General features: G+C 57.3%; 12 protein-coding genes and 2 pseudogenes. 7 read left to right on the top strand and 7 right to left on the bottom strand.

Features of this window, described 5'->3' with window-relative positions; genetic code table 11:
* The 6 genes and pseudogenes from QVF11_RS09260 to bcsO all read right to left on the bottom strand — a co-directional run.
* Positions 1–74, bottom strand: a pseudogene (locus QVF11_RS09260) (cellulose biosynthesis protein BcsD); the annotation flags it as partial.
* Positions 74–4126 (bottom strand): cellulose biosynthesis protein BcsC, encoded by a 4053-nt coding sequence (locus tag QVF11_RS09255; RefSeq protein WP_287856494.1) that lies wholly within the window; start codon positions 4124–4126, stop codon positions 74–76. The gene QVF11_RS09255 and the pseudogene QVF11_RS09260, both read right to left, overlap by 1 nt.
* Positions 4123–6531: a cellulose biosynthesis cyclic di-GMP-binding regulatory protein BcsB gene (bcsB, locus tag QVF11_RS09250; RefSeq protein WP_287856492.1), complete on the bottom strand. Its 2409-nt coding sequence runs from the start codon at positions 6529–6531 to the stop codon at positions 4123–4125. Before bcsB ends, QVF11_RS09255 begins: the two co-directional genes overlap by 4 nt.
* Entirely contained in the window at positions 6528–8639 is a 2112-nt protein-coding gene (bcsA, locus tag QVF11_RS09245) for a UDP-forming cellulose synthase catalytic subunit (protein WP_112216004.1), read from the bottom strand. Before bcsA ends, bcsB begins: the two co-directional genes overlap by 4 nt.
* Positions 8640–8659: 20 nt before the next feature.
* Positions 8660–9452 (bottom strand): annotated as a pseudogene (bcsQ, locus tag QVF11_RS09240) (cellulose biosynthesis protein BcsQ).
* 1 nt (position 9453) lies between these two features.
* Complete coding sequence (gene bcsO, locus QVF11_RS09235) at positions 9454–10011, bottom strand: cellulose biosynthesis protein BcsO (RefSeq protein WP_287856490.1); 558 nt, start codon at positions 10009–10011, stop codon at positions 9454–9456.
* An 808-nt stretch (positions 10012–10819) separates the two neighbouring features.
* Here bcsO and QVF11_RS09230 point away from each other — a divergent pair.
* Positions 10820–11731, top strand: coding sequence for a LysR substrate-binding domain-containing protein (locus QVF11_RS09230; RefSeq protein ID WP_142513397.1), 912 nt, complete (start codon positions 10820–10822; stop codon positions 11729–11731).
* On the opposite strand, the gene QVF11_RS09225 is transcribed toward QVF11_RS09230, so the two are convergent.
* The gene (locus QVF11_RS09225) at positions 11714–12499 is read right to left on the bottom strand and encodes an oxamate carbamoyltransferase subunit AllH family protein (RefSeq protein WP_287856487.1); all 786 of its coding nucleotides are present in this window, start codon (positions 12497–12499) and stop codon (positions 11714–11716) included. The two genes, QVF11_RS09230 and QVF11_RS09225, sit on opposite strands and share 18 nt — an antisense overlap.
* Positions 12500–12741: 242 nt before the next feature.
* On the opposite strand from QVF11_RS09225, the gene QVF11_RS09220 reads away from it, so the two are divergent.
* From QVF11_RS09220 to QVF11_RS09195, 6 genes are all read left to right on the top strand, one after another.
* A complete protein-coding gene (locus QVF11_RS09220; RefSeq protein ID WP_112215999.1) occupies positions 12742–13404 on the top strand; it encodes a cysteine hydrolase family protein in 663 nt (220 codons plus the stop codon).
* Between the two features lie 73 nt (positions 13405–13477).
* The gene (gene fdrA, locus QVF11_RS09215; RefSeq protein WP_287856485.1) at positions 13478–15028 is read left to right on the top strand and encodes an acyl-CoA synthetase FdrA; all 1551 of its coding nucleotides are present in this window, start codon (positions 13478–13480) and stop codon (positions 15026–15028) included.
* Between the two features lie 3 nt (positions 15029–15031).
* On the top strand, positions 15032–16432 hold the full coding sequence (locus QVF11_RS09210) for a YlbE family protein (RefSeq protein WP_287856483.1): 1401 nt from the start codon (positions 15032–15034) through the stop codon (positions 16430–16432).
* Positions 16425–17378 carry a carbamate kinase gene (locus tag QVF11_RS09205; protein ID WP_112215996.1) on the top strand — a complete coding sequence of 318 codons (954 nt, stop codon included), beginning with the start codon at positions 16425–16427 and terminating at the stop codon, positions 17376–17378. The genes QVF11_RS09210 and QVF11_RS09205 overlap by 8 nt, the downstream gene beginning before the upstream one ends.
* A gap of 65 nt (positions 17379–17443) precedes the next feature.
* Positions 17444–17839, top strand: coding sequence for an allophanate hydrolase-related protein (locus QVF11_RS09200; RefSeq protein WP_287856481.1), 396 nt, complete (start codon positions 17444–17446; stop codon positions 17837–17839).
* Between the two features lie 16 nt (positions 17840–17855).
* The gene (locus QVF11_RS09195; RefSeq protein WP_110276229.1) at positions 17856–19454 is read left to right on the top strand and encodes a regulator; all 1599 of its coding nucleotides are present in this window, start codon (positions 17856–17858) and stop codon (positions 19452–19454) included.
* The last annotated feature ends 192 nt before the right edge of the window (positions 19455–19646 follow it).

The following is a 19646-nucleotide window of genomic DNA, read 5'->3' as shown; positions in this document are numbered from 1 at the left end:
TCGAACCATCCGGCAGGCGTTTGCTGCTGCTGAAACCAGGTCGTCACCAGCGCATTATTATTGTCCGTCATGATCAGTTATCTCCCAGCATGTAGCGGATATAGAGGCCGGCGGTGCTTTCGTTATAATCGCCGAAGGTGTCATAGCCAACCTGACCGCCAAGCGTCATCTGTTTGTTGACTTTGTAATCCGCTCCGGCGCGTAGGGTGTAGCCGATCCCGCTCTTCGACGTCGCTGAATAGTAGGCTTCTTTGGCAAAACCATTGGTCACCGCGGTCTCAAGCGTTTGCTGCCATTCGGAGTTAGTCGGGAAATAAGCGCTCTTATCCTGGCTGTAAGATTGGTAGCCCACCGAGCCGCCAAGTTTCATCGTCCAGTTATCATATTTTTCCGTCAGGCTGACCGGCAGCGACACGCTAACGTAATTCTGCGGGCTGAAGTAGCCCCCTTGCCCATAGGTGAAGTAGCTCAGGTTTTTCGAGTAATCCATGTAGCTCATACTCAACCCGGTTTGCAACTGACGATATTCATCGTGATAAGGCCGCAGGTAAACCCCGGCGTTGGCGTTAATGCTGGTGTTGCTGGCGACGTTTTGACCAAGGTAGCTATAGCCCCCGCCGCCGACGTAAAAACCCGCATCGCCATCGTCATAGCTCAACTGCAGGGTGCCGCCGTTTTTCGTCACCTGACCCCAGGTTTTGCCAGAGTAGGAATCCTTCAGGCCGACGTAAGAGAGCAGGCTATCGGTCAGTGAACGACGCTCGCCGGTGAAAATTAGCGACAGATAATTGGTCAACTTCGGCGACCACTTCACCCCGCCCACGACAGTATTAAGATCCTGACCCAGCGGGGTACTGCCGATATCGACACGGTATTCGTCACCGCTCAGCGCCAGCGCCAGTTCCACGCCGTTCGCCTTCTGCGAATCCGTCGAGCCGCTAGCCTGATCGACATTCGGCTTCAGGTTTGAGGAGGCCAGATAGCTGGCAACCTGCCCGGAGTCATAGGTCCCCAGCTTCGCCAGATTCTCCATGCCGCTACTGGTCGTCGCATTGTAATCCGAGGCATTCAACGTACCGAGATCGCTCAACGCCTCTGCCCCTGGATTGCTGGCAAAGTAGGTCGTGCGCTCGGTATCGGTCATCGCCGCAATCGCCGCCTGTTCGCTGGTAGCGGTAGAAATCATATTGGAGACCGCATTCGACAGCGGGTTCGCGCCATAGCGCCGCCAGGCGTCACCGGTTGCCGTTCCGGCATTCAACGTAATCGGCGTGACGGTAAAGTCGAAACGCGAATCACCAAACGGTGAGGAAGACCAGGTCAGCGGCGTTTTCATTTCAGTCAGCTTGCTGGTGCCGGATTCGCCATCGCGGCCGCGAACTTCCATGCCGCCCTGCAGCCAGGTGCCTGTTTTTTCCTGCAGCGTCTCCATCATGGTATCCACCTGGCGCAGCATGCGGGTCTGCGCGGTTTCAACCGGCAGGTCAGGACGCTGGATCCCCGGCAGCGTGCTGCCTTCCCCCGTCGAGATCTGGGAAACCTGCCATGGCATATATTGCCCGTAGGTGGAAGCGCTGCGCGTTGTCGTGGGGGTGCGAGAAACACCGATAAACGGGTTATCCGCCGCCAGCGCGCCGCCCACGGTTGGCGTCTGCGCGCTATTACTGCTTTGTAATCCCAACAGCCTGCCGCGTGCGCTGCGCAGGTACGTCATCGCCTGTTGGTGGTGGCCTTGCGACTCGGCAACACGCGCCAACAGCAGCAAACGGTCCGGAGAGTTATCCGGACGCAGCCCGCCCGCCAGCTGTTCCGCCCGATCGTTATCGCCCGCCGACAGCGCGACATCAATCGCTCCGCTGCGCGCATCCTGGGTTGGCGTATCACGGGTCATCAGATAGTCATAGACCACCCCGGCCTCTTTGTTCATTTTGCCACTCTGATAGAGACGCGCCATGGCGAACATCAGGTCGGTATTTTGCGGGTCGCTTTGCATCGCACCCATCAGCTTGTCGTACGCCGCCGCGTAATTGCCCTGTTCGCGCAGGTGGTCCGCTTCGTTAATCACGTAACCGTTGCGAATACTGGCCAGCTGCGTCGGCGTACTGCTCGCCTGCAGCTGCGGGTTAGTTAGCAGCCTCTGCGCTTCGTTCGTCAGGCCAGCCTGATTAAGCACCGTCACCTGGTCGGCGTAATCCCCGGCATTGCCTGAGATTCCGCCGTTAATATTGTTGCGCACCAGCGATACCGCAGTGGTGACATCGCCGCTTTGAGCCAGCAGGCGCGCCAGTTTGCCGACATCCGCCGGGGCTTTTGGCGGCGTTGCGGCCATCGCCCTGAGCGTATTGGAGGCCGCAACGGTGTTACCCTGCGCCAGATAGCTTTGCGCCGTTGCCAGCTGCAGGTTGTAGTTCACCCGCTGATGCAGGTCGCGCATCTGGCTGGTCTGGCTGGCGGGAGGAATTCTTGCCAGCAGAGTTTGCGCCTGCTGCCAGCCGCCGTTCTCGCTGGCAAAAAGCGCGGCAGCGTACAGCGAATTACTGCTGGCACCGGGGCGATAAGCGGCGGCCATAATCGAGTTTGCCTCGCCGTCGTTGCCAGATTTTTGCAGCAACCGGGCCAGATCGAGACGCATCCACGCGTCATCTGGATAGCGAGAAACACCCTGACGCAGCGTGGCGATTGCGCCCGCCACGTTGCCGCCGCTAGCCTGTTCCTGCGCCTGTCGACGCAGCGAATCCCCCGGCATTCCGGTGACCACTCGCGGCTGCAATTTCTGCTGCAGGCTTTCCGGCAGCGTTCGCAGCATCGCCTGGGCTTCTGCGGTCTTGTTTTGTTCGCGCAGAACGTAGTAGAGATTCTCCCGCGCCGGGCCGTTTTGCGGCTGGTCGTTGACCAGTGCGCGCAGCGTTTGCTCGGCCTGCGGTAAATCTTTGTTGTGGCGCAGGACATCAGCGCGGAACAGCTTGGCCGCCGTGCCCTGCGTCCCGCTCTGCTGCGCCAGCGGCGCGGAGAGCGCCAGCGCCTGGCTGATATTGCCCTGCTTATAGGCCTGCTGTGCCTGGGCGAGCTGGCCATAAAATAGCGCATCTGCCGCCTGCTGGCGCCGGGTCTGCGATGCATCACCGCCAAGGTCCGCGGCCCGACTCAGATACTGAGAGGCCGCCTGAAAATCACCACTGCGCTGGGCGATATAGCCCATCCCGGCAAGCGCGTCCGCATCCTGCGGGTTGGTTTGCAGGACCTGTTCAAACTGCTGCTTCGCCGCCGCGGTATTGCCGCTGTTGAGGTCAGAGTAACCCTGCCCACGCGCCTGACCACTGCGCCGTTCGCGAAAATAGTTTTGTACTTCAGTATCCTGCGGGTGGCGCTGCATCCAGGTGTCGTAAAACTGTTCATCCCCCGCCTGCGGCCCCATCCACAGCAGCGCCTGGCGCAGCCCTGAATCGGCTTCTTTGCTGCCGCTGGCCATCGGCTCCAGCATGGCGATCCCTTCCCGGCGGGTATCTTCACGCCAGGTCAGCGCCTTACCTAACGCCACGCGCGGTCCGTTTTCCTGCGGATGCTGTGCAACGTACTGACGCAGCTCGCTCAGCGCCTGTGGATAGAGCGACTTATCGCTGGCCATCGTCATATAGTATTCCGCTGCCAAACCGGAAGGCGGGACGTTGCCATTAAACATGCTTCGCCAGGTCGCCAGCGCGGCGGGAACATTACCGCTCCGCGCCTGCTGCCTTGCCAGGTTCAGTTGCCCCTGCGGCACCTGCGCCATTTTTTTAGCACTATCCAAATCCTGTATCCCAGGGCTATTGGGTGCCGCTTTCTCCAGCCGCGCGCGCCACTGGGCCGCCGCCTGAAGGTTACCCCCCTGCTGCGCCCACAGCGCCATCAGGTACAGCGCTTGCGCGTTATTAGCATCTACCGACAGGACTTTTTGCAGCGATTCCATCGCCAGCTCGTCGTGGGATTTTTCGTGCCAGTAGTTGGCCTGTGCGAACAGCGCCTGTAGCGCTGCATCGTTACCCGCCGCCTGCGCTTCGCCAAACGCGCCGAGCGTCAGCGCGCCGGACAGGCACAGCGTGGAAAATTGACGGGCCGCCTTATTATTCATTCTGCTAACTCTTTTCATTGGCTATCCCCCGAACCCAGGCGCTTACGGGCATGACGTTTAAACATCGCGGTCAGCGCCAGTCCCAGAATCGACGTAACAATCAGCCCCAGCACCGCCAGCAGTCCGGAGTGTTGGTTGGCATACCACACCGCCATCATGTACCACGGCATCTGACCGCTGGGGAACGGCGTGCTGACCTGGAAGCTGCGCACACCGTTATCGCTGGTGATCACCGCCGTATCGCCGCGAATACCGGCGTTAATACGCGGCGAATTAAGGTCGTCTTCCAGCTTCGATAGCTGATCGTCGTTACTGGCCATCGCCACCACCACCACCCGCTTCGGGTTCCACGGCGAGCGGTAGCTGATGAACCCGCGCCAGGCGCTACTGGAAGAAAAATAGCGGTCAGCATCCACACCGTCTGAAGCCCAATCGCCGCTCAGCTTGCGCTGGATTTTTGGCCACAATGCCGGTTCGCGCACGCTCAGCAGATTATCAACCGGGTTATAGGGGGAATCGGCCAGCAGACGCTGGTTAAACGCTTTCTGGTCCAGCGAGCTCACCGCCAGTACGTCGCGATCGCGCAGCAACGGCGAATTCGCACCGCCTTCAGGAAGGCCAAGCACCACGCGGTTATTGACCAGCGCTTTCCCGGTCGAATTACCCGAACGCGCGGCCAGGTTCAGCATTGTCGCCACCTGGGTTTCCGAAGGCCTCTCCGGGAGCAGCAGAGTGGTTTGCGAGTAGTCTGCCAACCGTGAGAACGGGAATGAGGCACCGACAAAATAGGAAAGATTGGGCAGCAGCGAGAAGTGTCGTGTACTGCTCAAATCAATCCACGAATCATCGGTGATTCGGCTCTTAATATTGCTATTCATCAGCACCGCACAGGGCGCGTTATCCTTCGGCACCAGATTGAAATAGAGCGAAAGCTGGTTATCACCGTAAATCAGATACGGTGCTAACGGGATGGTAAAACGCTCCTGACGTGCATCGCCGCCCAGATGACGCCAGAGTTTCTCCAGCGGCCCCTGCTTGTTCATCGGCAAGTTGTTAAGGAAGGTGTTGTTGAGCGTCACGCTCAGCAGCGATTTATCCTCATTGATCCAGTTTTCCGACGGGAAACGATAGCCAATCTGCAAAGGAATGGTTTCGCCATCCCACAGATAGAGGTCCGGCGCGGCGCGGAAGGCCACGCGCAGCGGCTCGTGCCACACGCCGCTGACGGTCATGCTTTGATCCTGGCGGATCAATTCACTGATTTTTACCGGACGATCGGTTGGGATCCAGCGCGGCGCATCATACGGTTTGCCGACTGGAATGGCCTGCAGCTCCACATTCAAGCTGGGGGTCTGCGGGGCAAAATCGCCGCGAGTCAGCCTCCAGGCCGCCATCCGCAGCGCGGCGTCATTTTGGCCAACAATCAGCAGCAACTTATAGGCCGGGTTGCCGGGGTTCTCAACGATCTGCAACAACGGTTTATCGGTTTGCGGCAGCGTCAGTCCGCCAACCTGCTCGCCGGGATGACCAATAATAATGCCGTGCTTCTCCGGCAGACGATCGCGCAGTGCGTCGAATGCAATACCGCGATAATCAGCCTGAATACCCAGCCATGACGACACCAGCGCCGCTGCGCTGAAGACGTCCGCCGTCGGTTTTTCCGGGTAAGCGATAGCAATATCCGCCGGGGTCATCTGCATGCTGTCAAAGAACGGGCGCGGGAAGTGGTTTAAATCATTGCTGATATTGAGCTGCTGACTCTCCCAGCTAAAGTGCGAGGTGGGCAAAATTGTCACTCGCGACGTGTCGTGAATATCAAGCCGACACTGCATGGCGTCGCCGTCGTTAATCTTAAAGCTCAGGTTATTGCTCGATACCATCAGCGCAGCCGGAATATCCAGCTGGTAGTGTGAGATATCTTCCCCGTCAGCGCCCAGCGGCAAGGTGCCGAGCGGCTGACCGTTGAGCATTAATTGCAGCGTGGCGTTACGGGTGGCCATCTCCGGCGAGACTTTAATCTCGAGCATCAGTTGGGCATGCGTCACCACCTGATCGGAAGGCAGCGTAAAATCAGCGCCGCCCTGGCTTTGTCCGCCGCTGAGGATGATGCCGTCCGGCATTCCCATCTGCACCAGGTTCAGGTTCCCGCCCACAATCGGGGTTAATGGCACCGTATCAGGTACGCTGGGGGTTACCGGAGGCGGCATCGCGGGCAGTGAAGCCGGCTCTGCGGTGCTTTCCGTTGTGGCCGCCGAATTCGATTCATCCGCAGGCGCGGGTTCAGCAACCGGCGCGCTGTCGACCCCCGCGTTAAACAGCGGGAAATTGAGCTGCGGCAACGAGTTCGCAGGTGTTTCTTCACTGTGTAACGCAGGTGCGGAGAACATTCCGACCAGCAGCGCAAGCGTCGTTAAACGTTTCATAGGTGACCATCCTCCTGCGCGGGCTTCGCAGCAGGCGGCTGGCGACGCTGGCTGCGGCGTGTTTTCCACGTCAGCCAGAACAGTTCAAACACACAACGCAAAATGGTGACGAAAGAGCGGAACGGGTTGTCCTGCGGGCGCGGCGGATTAATCCACGCATCGGCGCGGGCCAGCACCACGCGCACCAGTTCGCGACGGCGCGAAAGCGGAATATTTTCATCGAATTGCAGACGAATAAAGCGATCGTCAGCGGTCACCTGGCGGACGGGAATCGAGATAGCGCCTGACTGGAGAATCAGCTCAATCTCTTCAATCTCATCCTGCTGGTGACGCTTATCCGGCGCGCTAATGCGGCAGCCGCCCATCGACAGGTCGGCGGTGTGGCTACGCGAGACAATGCCGCTGGCATAATGAATAAGCACCGGAATATCGACATCGATACGAATCGTTTTGCGCACCTGGCGGGTTTCGCGCGCCACGGCAATAGCGGCCAGCAGAAAGATCAGGCTGTAAATTCCCCAACCAACGTTGAGCGCAATAACGTTAGGATCTGAACCAAAATAATCGTGGCCGACAGCGCGGACGATGCCGACCACCACGCCCAGGCCCAGCAGGCAGGCAACGACCAGATGCGGCCTGACGACGGTAAAGTCGAAGTAGCCAACGTCCAGCAGGCCGCCTTTATCGGTAACGTTAAACTTCCCGCGTTTGGGGAAAATCATCGTCACCAGCGTCGGCAGCACCAGGTGGAATGCCAACACGATATCGTAAATTTCGCCCCAGAAGCTGTAGCGATAGCGGCCGTTCATCCGCGATCCCACGTAAATCGCCAGGAACAGATGCGGCAACGCGTAGGAGACAATCAGGCTCGCCGAGGAGTAGATAATATTCAGGTTAAACAGCAGGTAAGCCAGCGGCGCGGTGACAAACACCACGCGCGGCAGGGCAAACTGATAGTAAAGCATGGCGCTGAGGTAGCACAGACGCTGCTGGAACGTCAGCCCGCGCCCCAGTAACGGGTTATCGAGACGGAAAATTTGCGTCATCCCGCGCGCCCAGCGGGTACGCTGAATCACGTGCACCACCAGACGTTCAGTGGCTAAACCGGCCGCCAGTGGAATATCAAGGAACGCCGATTTCCAGCCCAGACGCTGGAACTTCAGTGCGGTATGGGCGTCTTCGGTGACGGTTTCTACCGCAAAGCCGCCAATCTGCTCCAGCGCGGCACGACGAATCACGGCGCAGGAGCCGCAGAAGAAGGTCGCGTTCCAGTTATCGTTACCCTGCTGAATTGGGCCATAGAACAGCATCCCTTCGTTGGGGATGTTGCGGCCCACGGAGAGGTTGCGCTCGAACGGGTCTGGCGAATAGAAGTAGTGCGGGGTCTGCACCAGCGCCAGCATCGGATCATTGAGGAACCCGCCGACCGTCGCCTGTAAGAAGACGCGGGTCGCCACGTGGTCACAGTCAAAGACGCAGATTAGCTCACCGTTGGTCAGGGTCATCGCGTGGTTGAGATTACCCGCCTTGGCGTGTTTGTTATCGTTACGGGTGATATACCCCACCCCGACGTCGGCGGCGAATACCGCAAACTCATTGCGCTTACCATCATCCAGCAAATAGATTTTTAATTTATCTTTTGGATAATCAATGCACTGCGCGGCCAGCACGGTATCACGAACCACATCAAGCGGTTCGTTATAGCTCGGAATATAGATATCTACCGTCGGCCAGGTGCTCATGTCATCCGGCAGCGGAACGATTTCGCGCTTCAGCGGCCACACCGTTTGCAGGTAGTTCAGCAGCAGCATCACCCAGATATAGACTTCCGCCAGGAACAGCCCCATCCCCAGAATCGCCTCGATTGTGGAGTTAAAATGCAGGGTCTGCGTCAGGCGGAAATACATATAACGGGTCGACATCAGCAGCGATGTCACGACCATAATGACCGAAATGCTGCGGTTTTTACTAAAACCCATGACGAAGAGAATGCCGATGCTCAGCAAGCCAAAAATATACTGCTTTTGGCTGTCCATCGGCGTGATCACCACCAGCACGGCAATAGGCGAGAGCACCAGTACCAGCAACCAGAAAAGAGATTTTTTCATTCAGCGGCCCTGCAATTAAATTAATGCCCTGACATGCGAGGCTGGCTGTGTACCGTGCCGTCGCCAATATTGATACCCAACTGCGCAGAGATTTTTTTGGCTATGATTTCAATATCAAAGGCGGCTGCGGAGGATGAACTAAAGTCAAGAATCGACTTCTGAGAAGCATTCGCCTCTACCACGCTTTCATCACGATGAATGACGCCCAGCAGGCGGTCACCCAGTTTTTCTTCCATCAACGCGGTGACATCGCGACTCACCTGACGGCGATTATCGCTCTGGTTAATCACAAAATAGTGTCCGTGTTTATGGTTAAGCGCCCCCCCGGTTAAACGCTGCTTTTCGACCTGCGACAGGGTCGACATCGAGGCAGTATCCGCCAGCAACGGCACCAGATGCAGGTCAGCAAGCGCCGTCAGTGCCGTCAGCGCGGGTGAAGGCCCCGGCGGCAGGTCGGCAATAGTAATCAACCCCGGATAATTGAGTAATGCCGCCAGGCCGCGGGTCAAAAAATGCTCGTCATGGGCCAGGCGCTCATCAAAAGCCTGGCGCTGCGCTTCACTCACGTCGCCATAGGGCAGGACGAAGATATTGCTACCAGCGCTGAGCACGCACTGGCTCCAGTCATGCAGCTCCAGCGCTTTCGCGACAAAGCCGCGCTCATCGCTAAGAGGCACGCCAAAATGCAGGCGCAGGGCGTTCTGCACATCAAAATCGAGGGCCAGAACTTTACTGCCCGCGCGGGCCAGCGCCCAGGCCAGGTTTGCCGCGAGGGTCGTTTTTCCTACGCCGCCTTTCGGGGAACACACGCAGATCAGCGGCATGTCGCAATCCTTTCTAAGAGTGATTTCAGGGGCTGGTTTTTATCTTTCGCTACCGGCGCCGGCTCCACGGTTTTTGTCGCGAAGAGATGGGCGTAGCTTTCCGCCGTCGGCACGATGGCCTGACGAGGTTTGATTGCAGGTGCGGGGACGCTGGCAGGTACCGGTTGGGGAATCTCAACCTGAGGAACAGGGATCGGCGGCACGACGTTTTCCGGCACAATGAACTCCACGGCGACCGGTACGGTTTTTTCAGTCGCGGTAATGGGTTGTACTGCTACGGGTTCAAGTATCACCTCCGGAGCAACCGGCGGTGTCGGAGGTACGGCCTCGACCCTGCGGAACATATCAACAGGTACCAGCTGTGGCACGGGTAATGAAACCGATCCGCCCATAGCGATAGAGGATTCTTCCGCTACGGGAATAAGTTGATTGAGAATAACCCAATCCCCTTTTTCACTGGCGGCAGCTTCTGATGAGAGGTCCTTGAATTTTAGACTGTGTGTCCGCGTCTTTTCCTTGAAGCGCTGCAAATCATCATAATGGTTCATAGATAACCTCATGATTTTAAATACATCATATTTAATCTGTTTTAATTGTCATTCTACGCTGCTAAAGCATAGTTTAATTTGTTGTTTTTTGAACATTTAACCAGCGCTATGTCTGTCACAACACGGTTACTTTAGTACAGCTTTAATAATTTTGAATAAGCCAGGTTGGTATAATTCCATAGTGGTAGTGCGGCTACACTATCAGTTTCTTTTCAAAATGATAGCCCCATTTTTTGGGCGGCAGCGCCGTCAAAACCCACGTAACCCGCCGGGTCATTCACATAGAGTAGTTTTTTATACTGTTTAAATTTTAAAACCTGGCGTAATACACGCCTGTAGAATACTAACGAGAATACATTTTAATATTTTTTAATCCATTTAGAAATCACTTAACTGAATTAATGAAAATAATAAATAAAGCTCAGACTTAAAATAAATAGCTCAGGATGTTATCTGAAAACCAGGAATATAATGAGTTGACCGAACAACAAAGAACAGCATCAGAAATCATTGCTGCCCCCCTTTTAGACCACCTGAAGGCTTGAAAAGCGTAAAATAAAATATATTCATAGAGTTAGCTTAGTTGATAGACATAGTGATTTAAGATCCTCTATATTCGATAAATGTTCGTTTTATGTTCCCGATCGTGAAGGGGTTTTTCAGTCTATACACAAAATCATTCGAGATGCATCGAGGCGGCAAGGGAAGAAATCCCCAGGAGCATAGATAACTATGTGACTGGGGTTTCTGAGTGCAGCCAACAAAGAGGCAGCTTGAAGGATGACGGGTATATCGGTAGGAAGAGGGTATGTTGATAAGCGTCCAGGCATTGAACGTCATCGTCACCATCGCGCGCTGTGGCAACTTTAGCGCTGCCGCCGAAGAGCTGCATAAGGTGCCCACGGCTCTCAGCTATACGGTGCATAAACTGGAAAACGAGCTGGGCGCCAAACTGTTTGAGCGCCAGGGCAAACAGCTGATCCTGACGGAAGCGGGCCGTTATTTTATCAAAAAAGGGCAGTTGATCCTGAGCGAACTGGGAGAATTGCAGCACACCACTCGTCGTATTGCCAGTGGCACCGAAACGAGCTTACGCCTCTCGCTCAATAACATTATTAGCCTGCAACCTCTTTACGCGCTGTTGAAGCAAAGTGAGCACCACTTCCCGCAAACGGAAATTCAGTTGAGTATTGATGTGCATGATGGCGTCTGGGACGCGCTGCTGGAAAAGCGTGCGGATATCGCTATCGGCGCGCCTAACCAGGTGGTACGCCACGGTGAAGTCCTTTGTGCAGAAATGCCCGCTGTTGAGTGGTTGTTCGCTATTGCGCCCGACCATCCACTGGCGGCGGTTCACCGCCCGCTACAGGCAGAAGATCTGCGCCGCTACCCGGCAATCTGTATCCAGGATACTTCCGTGCAGCTCGAGCCACAGGTTGCCTGGCAACTGCGCGGCCAAAAAGCGCTGCTCGCTCCCGATTACCACAGCAAAATTACGATGCATCTCCACGGTCTGGGCATTGGCTTCCTTCCCCGCCATTTTTGCCAGCGCTACATTGACGACGGCAGACTCGTTAGCGTGCCGGTGGACGTCAGTAAACCGCCGACGCCACTTTTTCTGGCCTGGCAAAACGAGCCGCCTCGCCCTTGCTGCCACTGGTGGCTGACGCAGTTGCAGCGGGCGGATGTCATCGAAGGATTTTTAACCGATCTCAGTTGACCGGGTTGATAAAACGCTGACCGCCGCCGCCATCCCGGCCAGCATATCCAGACCAGACGTATGACCATATCCAGCAACCGCAGGAAAATTAACCGCAGGGGTCGCCATCAGCGCTAACAAATGCTGGCTATAGCGCCCCTGACACGCATGTCCCAGCATTTCCCGGCTGATATCCGTGGTAGCTGACAACAATGGGGGAATGGCCTGGCGCAGCGAGGACAGCTGGGGATGCAGCCAGTTCTCCATGACCAGCAATACGCCCACCAGGAAATCATCGCCTGAGGGCGTTAGCCCCTCCCCGCGCCCAATCAGAAAACGCAGCAGGGGAACCACATCGCCTTCACCATTCATCAGCCAGCGGGTAAAGCGTTGATAGACATCAGCCGGCGCGGGCTCTTGCTGCAAGGCCAGCCGAATACCATTGCAGGGTTGCCCTGCGAGGAAAATAGATAATGCGCTGGCGAAACGCCGTAAATTCGCAGCGTTCCCGGCAGAAATAAGCTGCGTGGAGACAGGAGTCGAACCGAGCATCGACACATCGCCCCCGCAGGGTAAACAGGCCACGCTCATCCCGGCGGTAAAACGATGTCGCAAATCGTCGACGTCGACAATGATACCGTTGGGGGCCAGCGGCATTTCCCGGGTTTGCACAACCCAGAGCTCACCGTTCGGCATGAGCAGATTACAGGCGTGGGTGAAGACCGAGTGCACGCGCCCCGCTTGTCCAGAAGTCAGCCTGGCGCAATGTTTTAGTGCGTTCAAAGCCATACGTTAACCTTATTTCCCGAGGAGGGTCACACTTTTGCACATCCATTTTCGCCCCCTTGACCGACCGGCTGATATCCCCTGTTCGCCGTAATCCCCACGGCATCAGGACCCCAGCCATTTTGCCTTGCCGATATGGATTTATCCCTCATATTTTTTGAGGGATAAGCAGAAAACCTTTCTGCGCAGCCATCGCGTTCTGTCCATACACTGCGAGTGTAGTCATAGCTAACAAGGGATCGTTTATGCGTACTATTCAAGCTCAACCTTTTGATTTCACGTTTGATCCTGCCAGCACTGCGCTGGTCATCATCGATATGCAGCGCGACTTTGTCGAACCCGCTGGTTTTGGCGAGGTGCTGGGTAATGACGTCTCGCATCTGCGCCGGACTATCGCGCCATGCCGTCAACTGCTGGAACAAGCCCGAGCCTCAGGGTTATTTATTATTCACACCCGCGAAGGTCATCGCGTGGATATGGCGGACTGTCCCCCGGCGAAAAAAACACGCGGCGGGAAAACATTTATCGGCGAATCCGGTCCGATGGGACGCATCTTAATTCGCGGCGAACAAGGGCACGACATCATCCCTGAACTCGCGCCACTCACCGGTGAACCGATTATCGATAAACCCGGCAAGGGCGCTTTTTACGCCACCGACCTAGGGCTGATTCTGCAAACTCGCGGCATTAAATCGCTGATCATCTGCGGCGTGACCACGGAAGTGTGCGTGCAAACCACGGCCAGAGAAGCCAACGATAGAGGTTACGAGCTGGTCATCCCGGAAGACTGCTGCGCCTCCTACTTTCCAGAATTCCACCGCGCCGCGCTCGACATGATGAAAGCCCAGGGGGCCATCGTCGGCTGGGTCAGCGATTCAGCCAGCATTATCGGCGCGCTGCAAAACTAATTTTTCGACAACTGGTAATAACCCCATTCCGCCACATCTGTGGCGGTGGCCTCTTATTGCCCGAGGACAGGAAATGACTCTGCATTACCAATGCTTCCCTAACCTGTATAAAGACTCCGTTTCACTGATGCAGGTTTCCGCAAAACTCAATGCCTTAGAGGGCGTTGAGCAAGCTTCTGTCGCCATGGCGACGGCGGCCAATATCGAACGCATGCGCGATGCGGGAATGCCCATTACGCTTGAAGCCCGACCTAACGATCTGCTTATTGCCCTGCTGGCCGATGACGAAACGGCAAAACAGGCGCTGACGCTGGCGGGTGAATTACTGAGCCCTCCAGCCACAACGGAAAACACCGAAGGTACAACCCGACGCCCGGCCACCAGCATCGCCGCTGGTGTGGGAGCGTCCGCGCAGGCTAATCTGGCGCTGATTTCGGTTCCCGGCAGCTACGCCGCCGCCGAGGCGCTTAAAGCCCTGAGCGCCGGGCTGCACGTGATGCTCTTTAGCGACAACGTCCCGGAATGTCAGGAAGCGGCAATTAAACAGTACGCCCGCGAGCGTGACCTGCTGGTGATGGGGCCGGACTGCGGTACCGCCATCATCAACGGCATGCCGTTGGGTTTTGCCAACGTGGTTCGCCGTGGTGCGATTGGCCTGGTCGCCGCTTCCGGCACCGGTTTGCAGGAAGTAAGCTGCCGCATTCACCACCTCGGCGAAGGTGTTTCGCAAGCCATCGGTACCGGCGGCCGCGATCTACATGAAGAGATCGGCGGTCTGAGCATGCTGCAAGGGATCGCCATGCTGGCGGACGATCCCGAAACGCAGCTTATTGCACTGATCTCCAAACCCCCGTCACCCGCCATCATGGAAAAAGTGCTGGAATCCGCCCGTCAGTGTGGCAAACCGGTTGTAGCCCATTTCCTCGGGACAAGCGACGCGACGCTGCTGACGTATGGCATCATCCCAGCCCACAGCCTGCAGCATGCCGCGGATATCGCGGTCGCCACGCTGCGGGGAGAAACGGCCGCCGCCAGCCATTCCTTACCTGAAGCTTTACGGCAGCAAGCGGTGCAATCGATTCGCGAGATGACCGCGGAGCAGACCGATATTCGCGGCGTTTTCGCGGGCGGGACGTTCTGCTACGAAGCCCAGCTCGCGCTCCAGGCGGCGGGACTATCCTGTGAATCCAATGCCCCGGTAACGGGTGCACGGGCGCTGCAGGATAAACATCATGGCCACGGCCACAGTCTGGTGGATATGGGCGATGATGAATTCACCCAAGGACGCCCGCATCCAATGATTGACCCGGAGCTACGTAACGCGCGTCTGCTCTCAGAAGCGCTGGACCCGCGCACCGCCGTCCTGCTGTTCGACATCGTGCTGGGCTATGGCGCCAGCATCGCGCCGTGCAGCGCCCTGCTGCCCATTATTGAAGAAATTCAGCGCATTGAAGCCGCTGAACAGCGCCATATTGTCTTGCTTGCTCACGTCTGCGGTACGGATACCGATCCACAGGACAGAGCGCAGCAGATAACGCTGCTGCAAAGCGCTGGCGTCCTGGTGGCTGACAGCAATATCGAGGCCGCTCGCCTGGCCGCATTTATCGCGCAACAACGGAAATAGACTATGACGACTTTATTTCAACAACCGCTTTCGGTTATCAATCTCGGACTGGAAAGTTTTGCTGATAATCTGCGCGAAGCCGGTGGCGAAGTGCTTCATCTGCAATGGCAACCCGTAGCGCAGGGTGATGAACAGACGGGCTGGACGCTGGCGACCCTGCTGGCCGACGAGCGTATAAAAGCCGCTAACGAACAGGCGCTACAGCGCTATCTGGATGCCCAGCCGGTACTGGTCGATGTCGCCAGGGCCCGCGAGGCGATCTCCGGCCTGAACGGTATACGCAAAATTCTTCATGCCGGACCACCGATCGCCTGGAGCGATATGTGCGGCCCGATGCAGGGCGCGATTGCTGGCGCGATTGTTTTTGAAGGCTGGGCCAGCAGCACGGAAGAAGCGATGCAAATGGCGGCGACGGGGCTGGTCGATCTCGAACCGTGTCATCACCACCACGCCACCGGGCCGATGGCAGGGATTATCAGTCCTTCTATGCCGGTGTGGATTGTAGAAAACCGCACTCACGGCAATCGCGCGTTTTGTAACTTCAACGAGGGGCTCGGCAAAGTTCTGCGTTTCGGGGCCAATAACGAGGATGTTCTTAACCGCCTGGCCTGGATGGGTGATGTGCTGGCCCCCGCGCTGAAGCAGGCGCTGGCGCTGAGCGGCGAAATCGAACTCAAGCCGTTGATTGCCCAGGCGCTGCATATGGGCGATGAGTGTCATAACCGCAATGCGGCAGCGAGCGGGCTGTTCTTTAAACGCCTGGCACCGCATCTGGCGCGTATTCAACACGGTCCGGAAGCGCTGGAGTTTATCGCCGCCAACGACCATTTCTTCCTTAATCTTTCGATGGCTGCCTGTAAATCAATGCTGGATGCCGCCTGTGATGTCCCGCACAGCTCGCTGGTTACGGTAATGGCGCGCAACGGCGTTAACTTCGGCATTCGCCTCTCCGGTACCGGTGACCGCTGGTTCCAGGCTCCGGCCAACCCCGTCGATGGCCTGTTCTTCCCGGGCTATGGTATCGACGATGCGGCAGCCGATTTAGGCGACTCGGCAATTACCGAAACAGCCGGGATCGGCGGATTTGCGATGGCAGCCTCCCCGGCCATCGTTAAATTCGTCGGCGGCACGCCAGCCGATGCCGTCCGTCATAGCCTGACGATGCAGGAAATCACCCTCGCCACCCATCCGGCGTTCACGCTGCCCGCGCTGAACTTTGCCGGTAGCGGCTGCGGTATCGATGCCCGCTACGTGGTTGATCGCAATATTCTCCCGGTCATCAACACCGGGATTGCGCATAAACGCGCGGGCGTAGGGCAGATCGGTGCCGGGATCACCACTGCGCCGCTGGCCTGCTTTACCGCCGCGCTTCGCGCGCTGGCAGAAGGAGCTGACCATGAATAAAACGAAAATTGCCGTCGTCGCCGTCGGCGGTAATGCATTGATCCGCAACCCCGGAGAAAATGCGCTGGAACAGCAGTATGAAGCGGTGAAAGCCACCGCTGAAAACGTGGTTGATCTGATTGCCGCAGGCTGGCGCGTAGTGCTGACCCACGGCAATGGCCCGCAGGTGGGTTTTATCCTGCGCCGTAGCGAAATCGCCAAAGACGCCGTCCCCGGCGTGCCGCTGGAGTACGCGGTCGGCGATACCCAGGGCGCAATTGGCTTTATGTTTCAAAACGCGCTAAACAACGCGTTGACCGCTCGCGGCATCGGCAACACGCCCGTTGTCGCGCTGGTGACGCAAACGTTGATAGACCCAAACGATGCCGCCTTCAGCCATCCCGATAAGCCTATCGGCGACTATATGACTCAGGGAACGGCGGAGACGCTGGCGGCAGCTCAGGGCTGGGATATCGCAGAAGATTCGGGCCGCGGATGGCGACGCGTTGTGGCATCACCGGCACCGAAAGAAGTTATTGAAACGCCGGTTATTCGCACCCTGCTTGAACAAAATGTCTTAGTCATTGCCTGCGGCGGCGGCGGTATTCCGGTCTGGCGCGATACGTCTGGCAAGCTTATTGCCGCCCAGGCGGTCATTGATAAAGACCGCGCATCGGCGCTGCTGGCCTGCGAATTGCAGGCGGACATGCTGCTGATTCCGACCGGCGTTGAGCAGGTCGCCATCGGCTTCGGCACGCCAGAACAGCGCTGGCTCGACACCCTGACGTTAGCAGAAGCCGAAACCCTGCTACAAACCGGCCAGTTCGGCGCGGGCAGCATGGCACCAAAAGTTGAAGCCATGCTGACTTACATCAAAGGCAATCCGCAAGGCGTCGGGCTTATCACCAGCCCGGAGGCCATTGTCCGAGCCGCTAACGGCAACGGCGGCACCCGGTTTACCAGTTAATTTTACGCCGCCATGCGCACGGCAAATGGCGGCCCTATATTCGGGTATAAATAAGGATAAAAACGATGTCAGAGAGCAAAATCCTGCTTGCAGTTAACGGCACGCTAATGCGTGGCCTGAAGCTAAACCCCAACATGCTTGCAGTTAATGCCGAATTCGTTCGTGAGGATAAAACGGCCCCCTGCTACCGCTGTTGGAGCATCAACGACGATCATCCCGGAATGATTCGTTCACCGGATAACGGCGCAAACATCGCGCTGGAAATCTGGGCGGTTCCTCCTGCCGGACTGGGGAATATTCTGCAAAAAGAACCTGCCGGACTCTGTATCGGCAAAGTGTTACTGAACGACGGTAGTGAAGTGTTGGGCGTTCTGGCGGAATCCTGGCTGGTTGAAGGCCAGCCGGAGATCACCGACCTCGGCGGTTGGCGGGCATACACCGGCCACCACATGACTGAATAACTTCAGGAGAAGGATTATGGAGCAAGGAAAACTCACATTTCGTCCACGGCTATGGGTGACGGGCGATCTCAACGCTTTTTTCGGACTCTTTACCAACGTATTACTGAACGTGCTGGTCCTGTCAGGCCTCGCGCTGTACGTCGCGCAAATCCCGGCGACCACCGTCTATGGCCGCATCCTACCAGCGTTAGGTATCGCGCTGCCGCTGGGTAATCTGTTTTACGCCTGGCTTGCCTGGCGGATGGCAAAACGCGAGGGTCGCGACACGGTGACCGCCCTGCCATACGGGCCAAGCGTGCCGCACATGTTCATTGTGGTGTTCGTTGTCATGCTGCCAACGCTGCTTATCCATAAAGACTGGATGCTGGCGTGGAAGCTCGGGCTTATCTGGGCGATGATTGTCGGCCTTATTGTGCTGGCAGGCGTGCTGGTTGGCCCGGCAATTCGTAAATATACGCCGCGCGCCGCAATGCTGGGGACGCTGGCGGGGATTGCGATTGCGTTTATCGCCATGCGCCCGGCGTATCAGATGTTTGATACCGCCTGGATTGGCATTGTTTGCTTCGCGATTATCCTGCTCAACTGGGTCGGCAACGTGCGGCTGCCGTTCGGTCTGCCGGGCGGGCTGGCGGTGGTTCTGGTGGGCTGCCTGCTGGGCTGGGGCGCGACCTGGCTTGGCTTTAGCGACATTATGAATCCGGCGGAAGTCAAAGAGGCGGCGGGCCGTTTCTCACTCTATTTACCCACACTTTCTACCGATGTCTTTAACGTCCCGATGAGCCTGGTCTGGCCGCTGCTGGTAACGGCGATACCGTTAGGGATTTTCAACTTCACCGAAATCCTCAATAACGTCGAATCCGCAGCGGTAGGCGGCGATAGCTACAACCTGCGCGCGGTACTGGCGGCTGACGGGCTGGGCGCGATTGTCGGCGCGCTGCTGGGTTCGCCGTTTCCACCTGCGGTTTATATCGGTCATCCGGGCTGGAAAGCGATGGGCGGGCGTATTGGTTATTCGCTGGCAACCGGTGTTTGTATGGCAATCGTCTGCTTCCTGGGCCTCACCGCGCTGCTACTCTCCATCATCCCACTGGTCGCGATCGTACCTATTCTGCTGTTTATCGGTCTGGTCATTGGCGCTCAGGCGTTCCAGGTTTCGCCGAAACGCCACGCTCCGGCGATCGTGTTGGCGCTGGTCCCGAATATCGCCGAATGGGCAAAGACCCAGGTCGATGGCGCACTGGCGGCCGCCGGCGCGAATACCGTCAATCTCCCGGCAGACGTCGTCAATACGATGGCCAACAACGGCGTGCTGTATCACGGTATGGCAACCACCGGGGGCGGTGCGGTGTTGGCGGGGTTAATGATGGGTGCGATTGCCGCGTTCATTATCGACCGGCGCTTTAACTGGGCGGCGCTTTATGCCGCAGCGGCCACGGTATTGTCGTTCTTCGGCTTTATTCACGGCCATCAGATGGCGCTCAACGCTTCGCCCACGGTGACGTTTGGCTATGGCGTCGCAACATTGTTCCTGACCTTTATGGCCTGGCGACAGGTTAGGGAAGAAGGAAAAGTCGACTGGTCGCCGATTGATAACGGCGATGAAGTGGTGCATTAAGTCGCTTTCAGGAACTTCCCGGCTTGCGGCGTAAACGCCTCAGCCGGGCTACTAAACCTGCAGATCACTGTGAACCTGTAGCCGGTCAGCGCAGCGCCGCCGGGAAGACGCTACGCCGAGGCATCTTATCCACCACATTTCCCGGAGGCGATGCTACGCATCTGTCCGGGCTACCAAACCGCTGACGGCTGT

Origin of the sequence: Klebsiella sp., from assembly GCF_027492335.1 — a bacterium.
GTDB classification, from domain to species: domain Bacteria; phylum Pseudomonadota; class Gammaproteobacteria; order Enterobacterales; family Enterobacteriaceae; genus Klebsiella; species Klebsiella huaxiensis.
The sequence above is the reverse complement of the archived record's forward strand: the minus strand, read 5'-3'. Positions and strand labels throughout refer to the sequence as shown.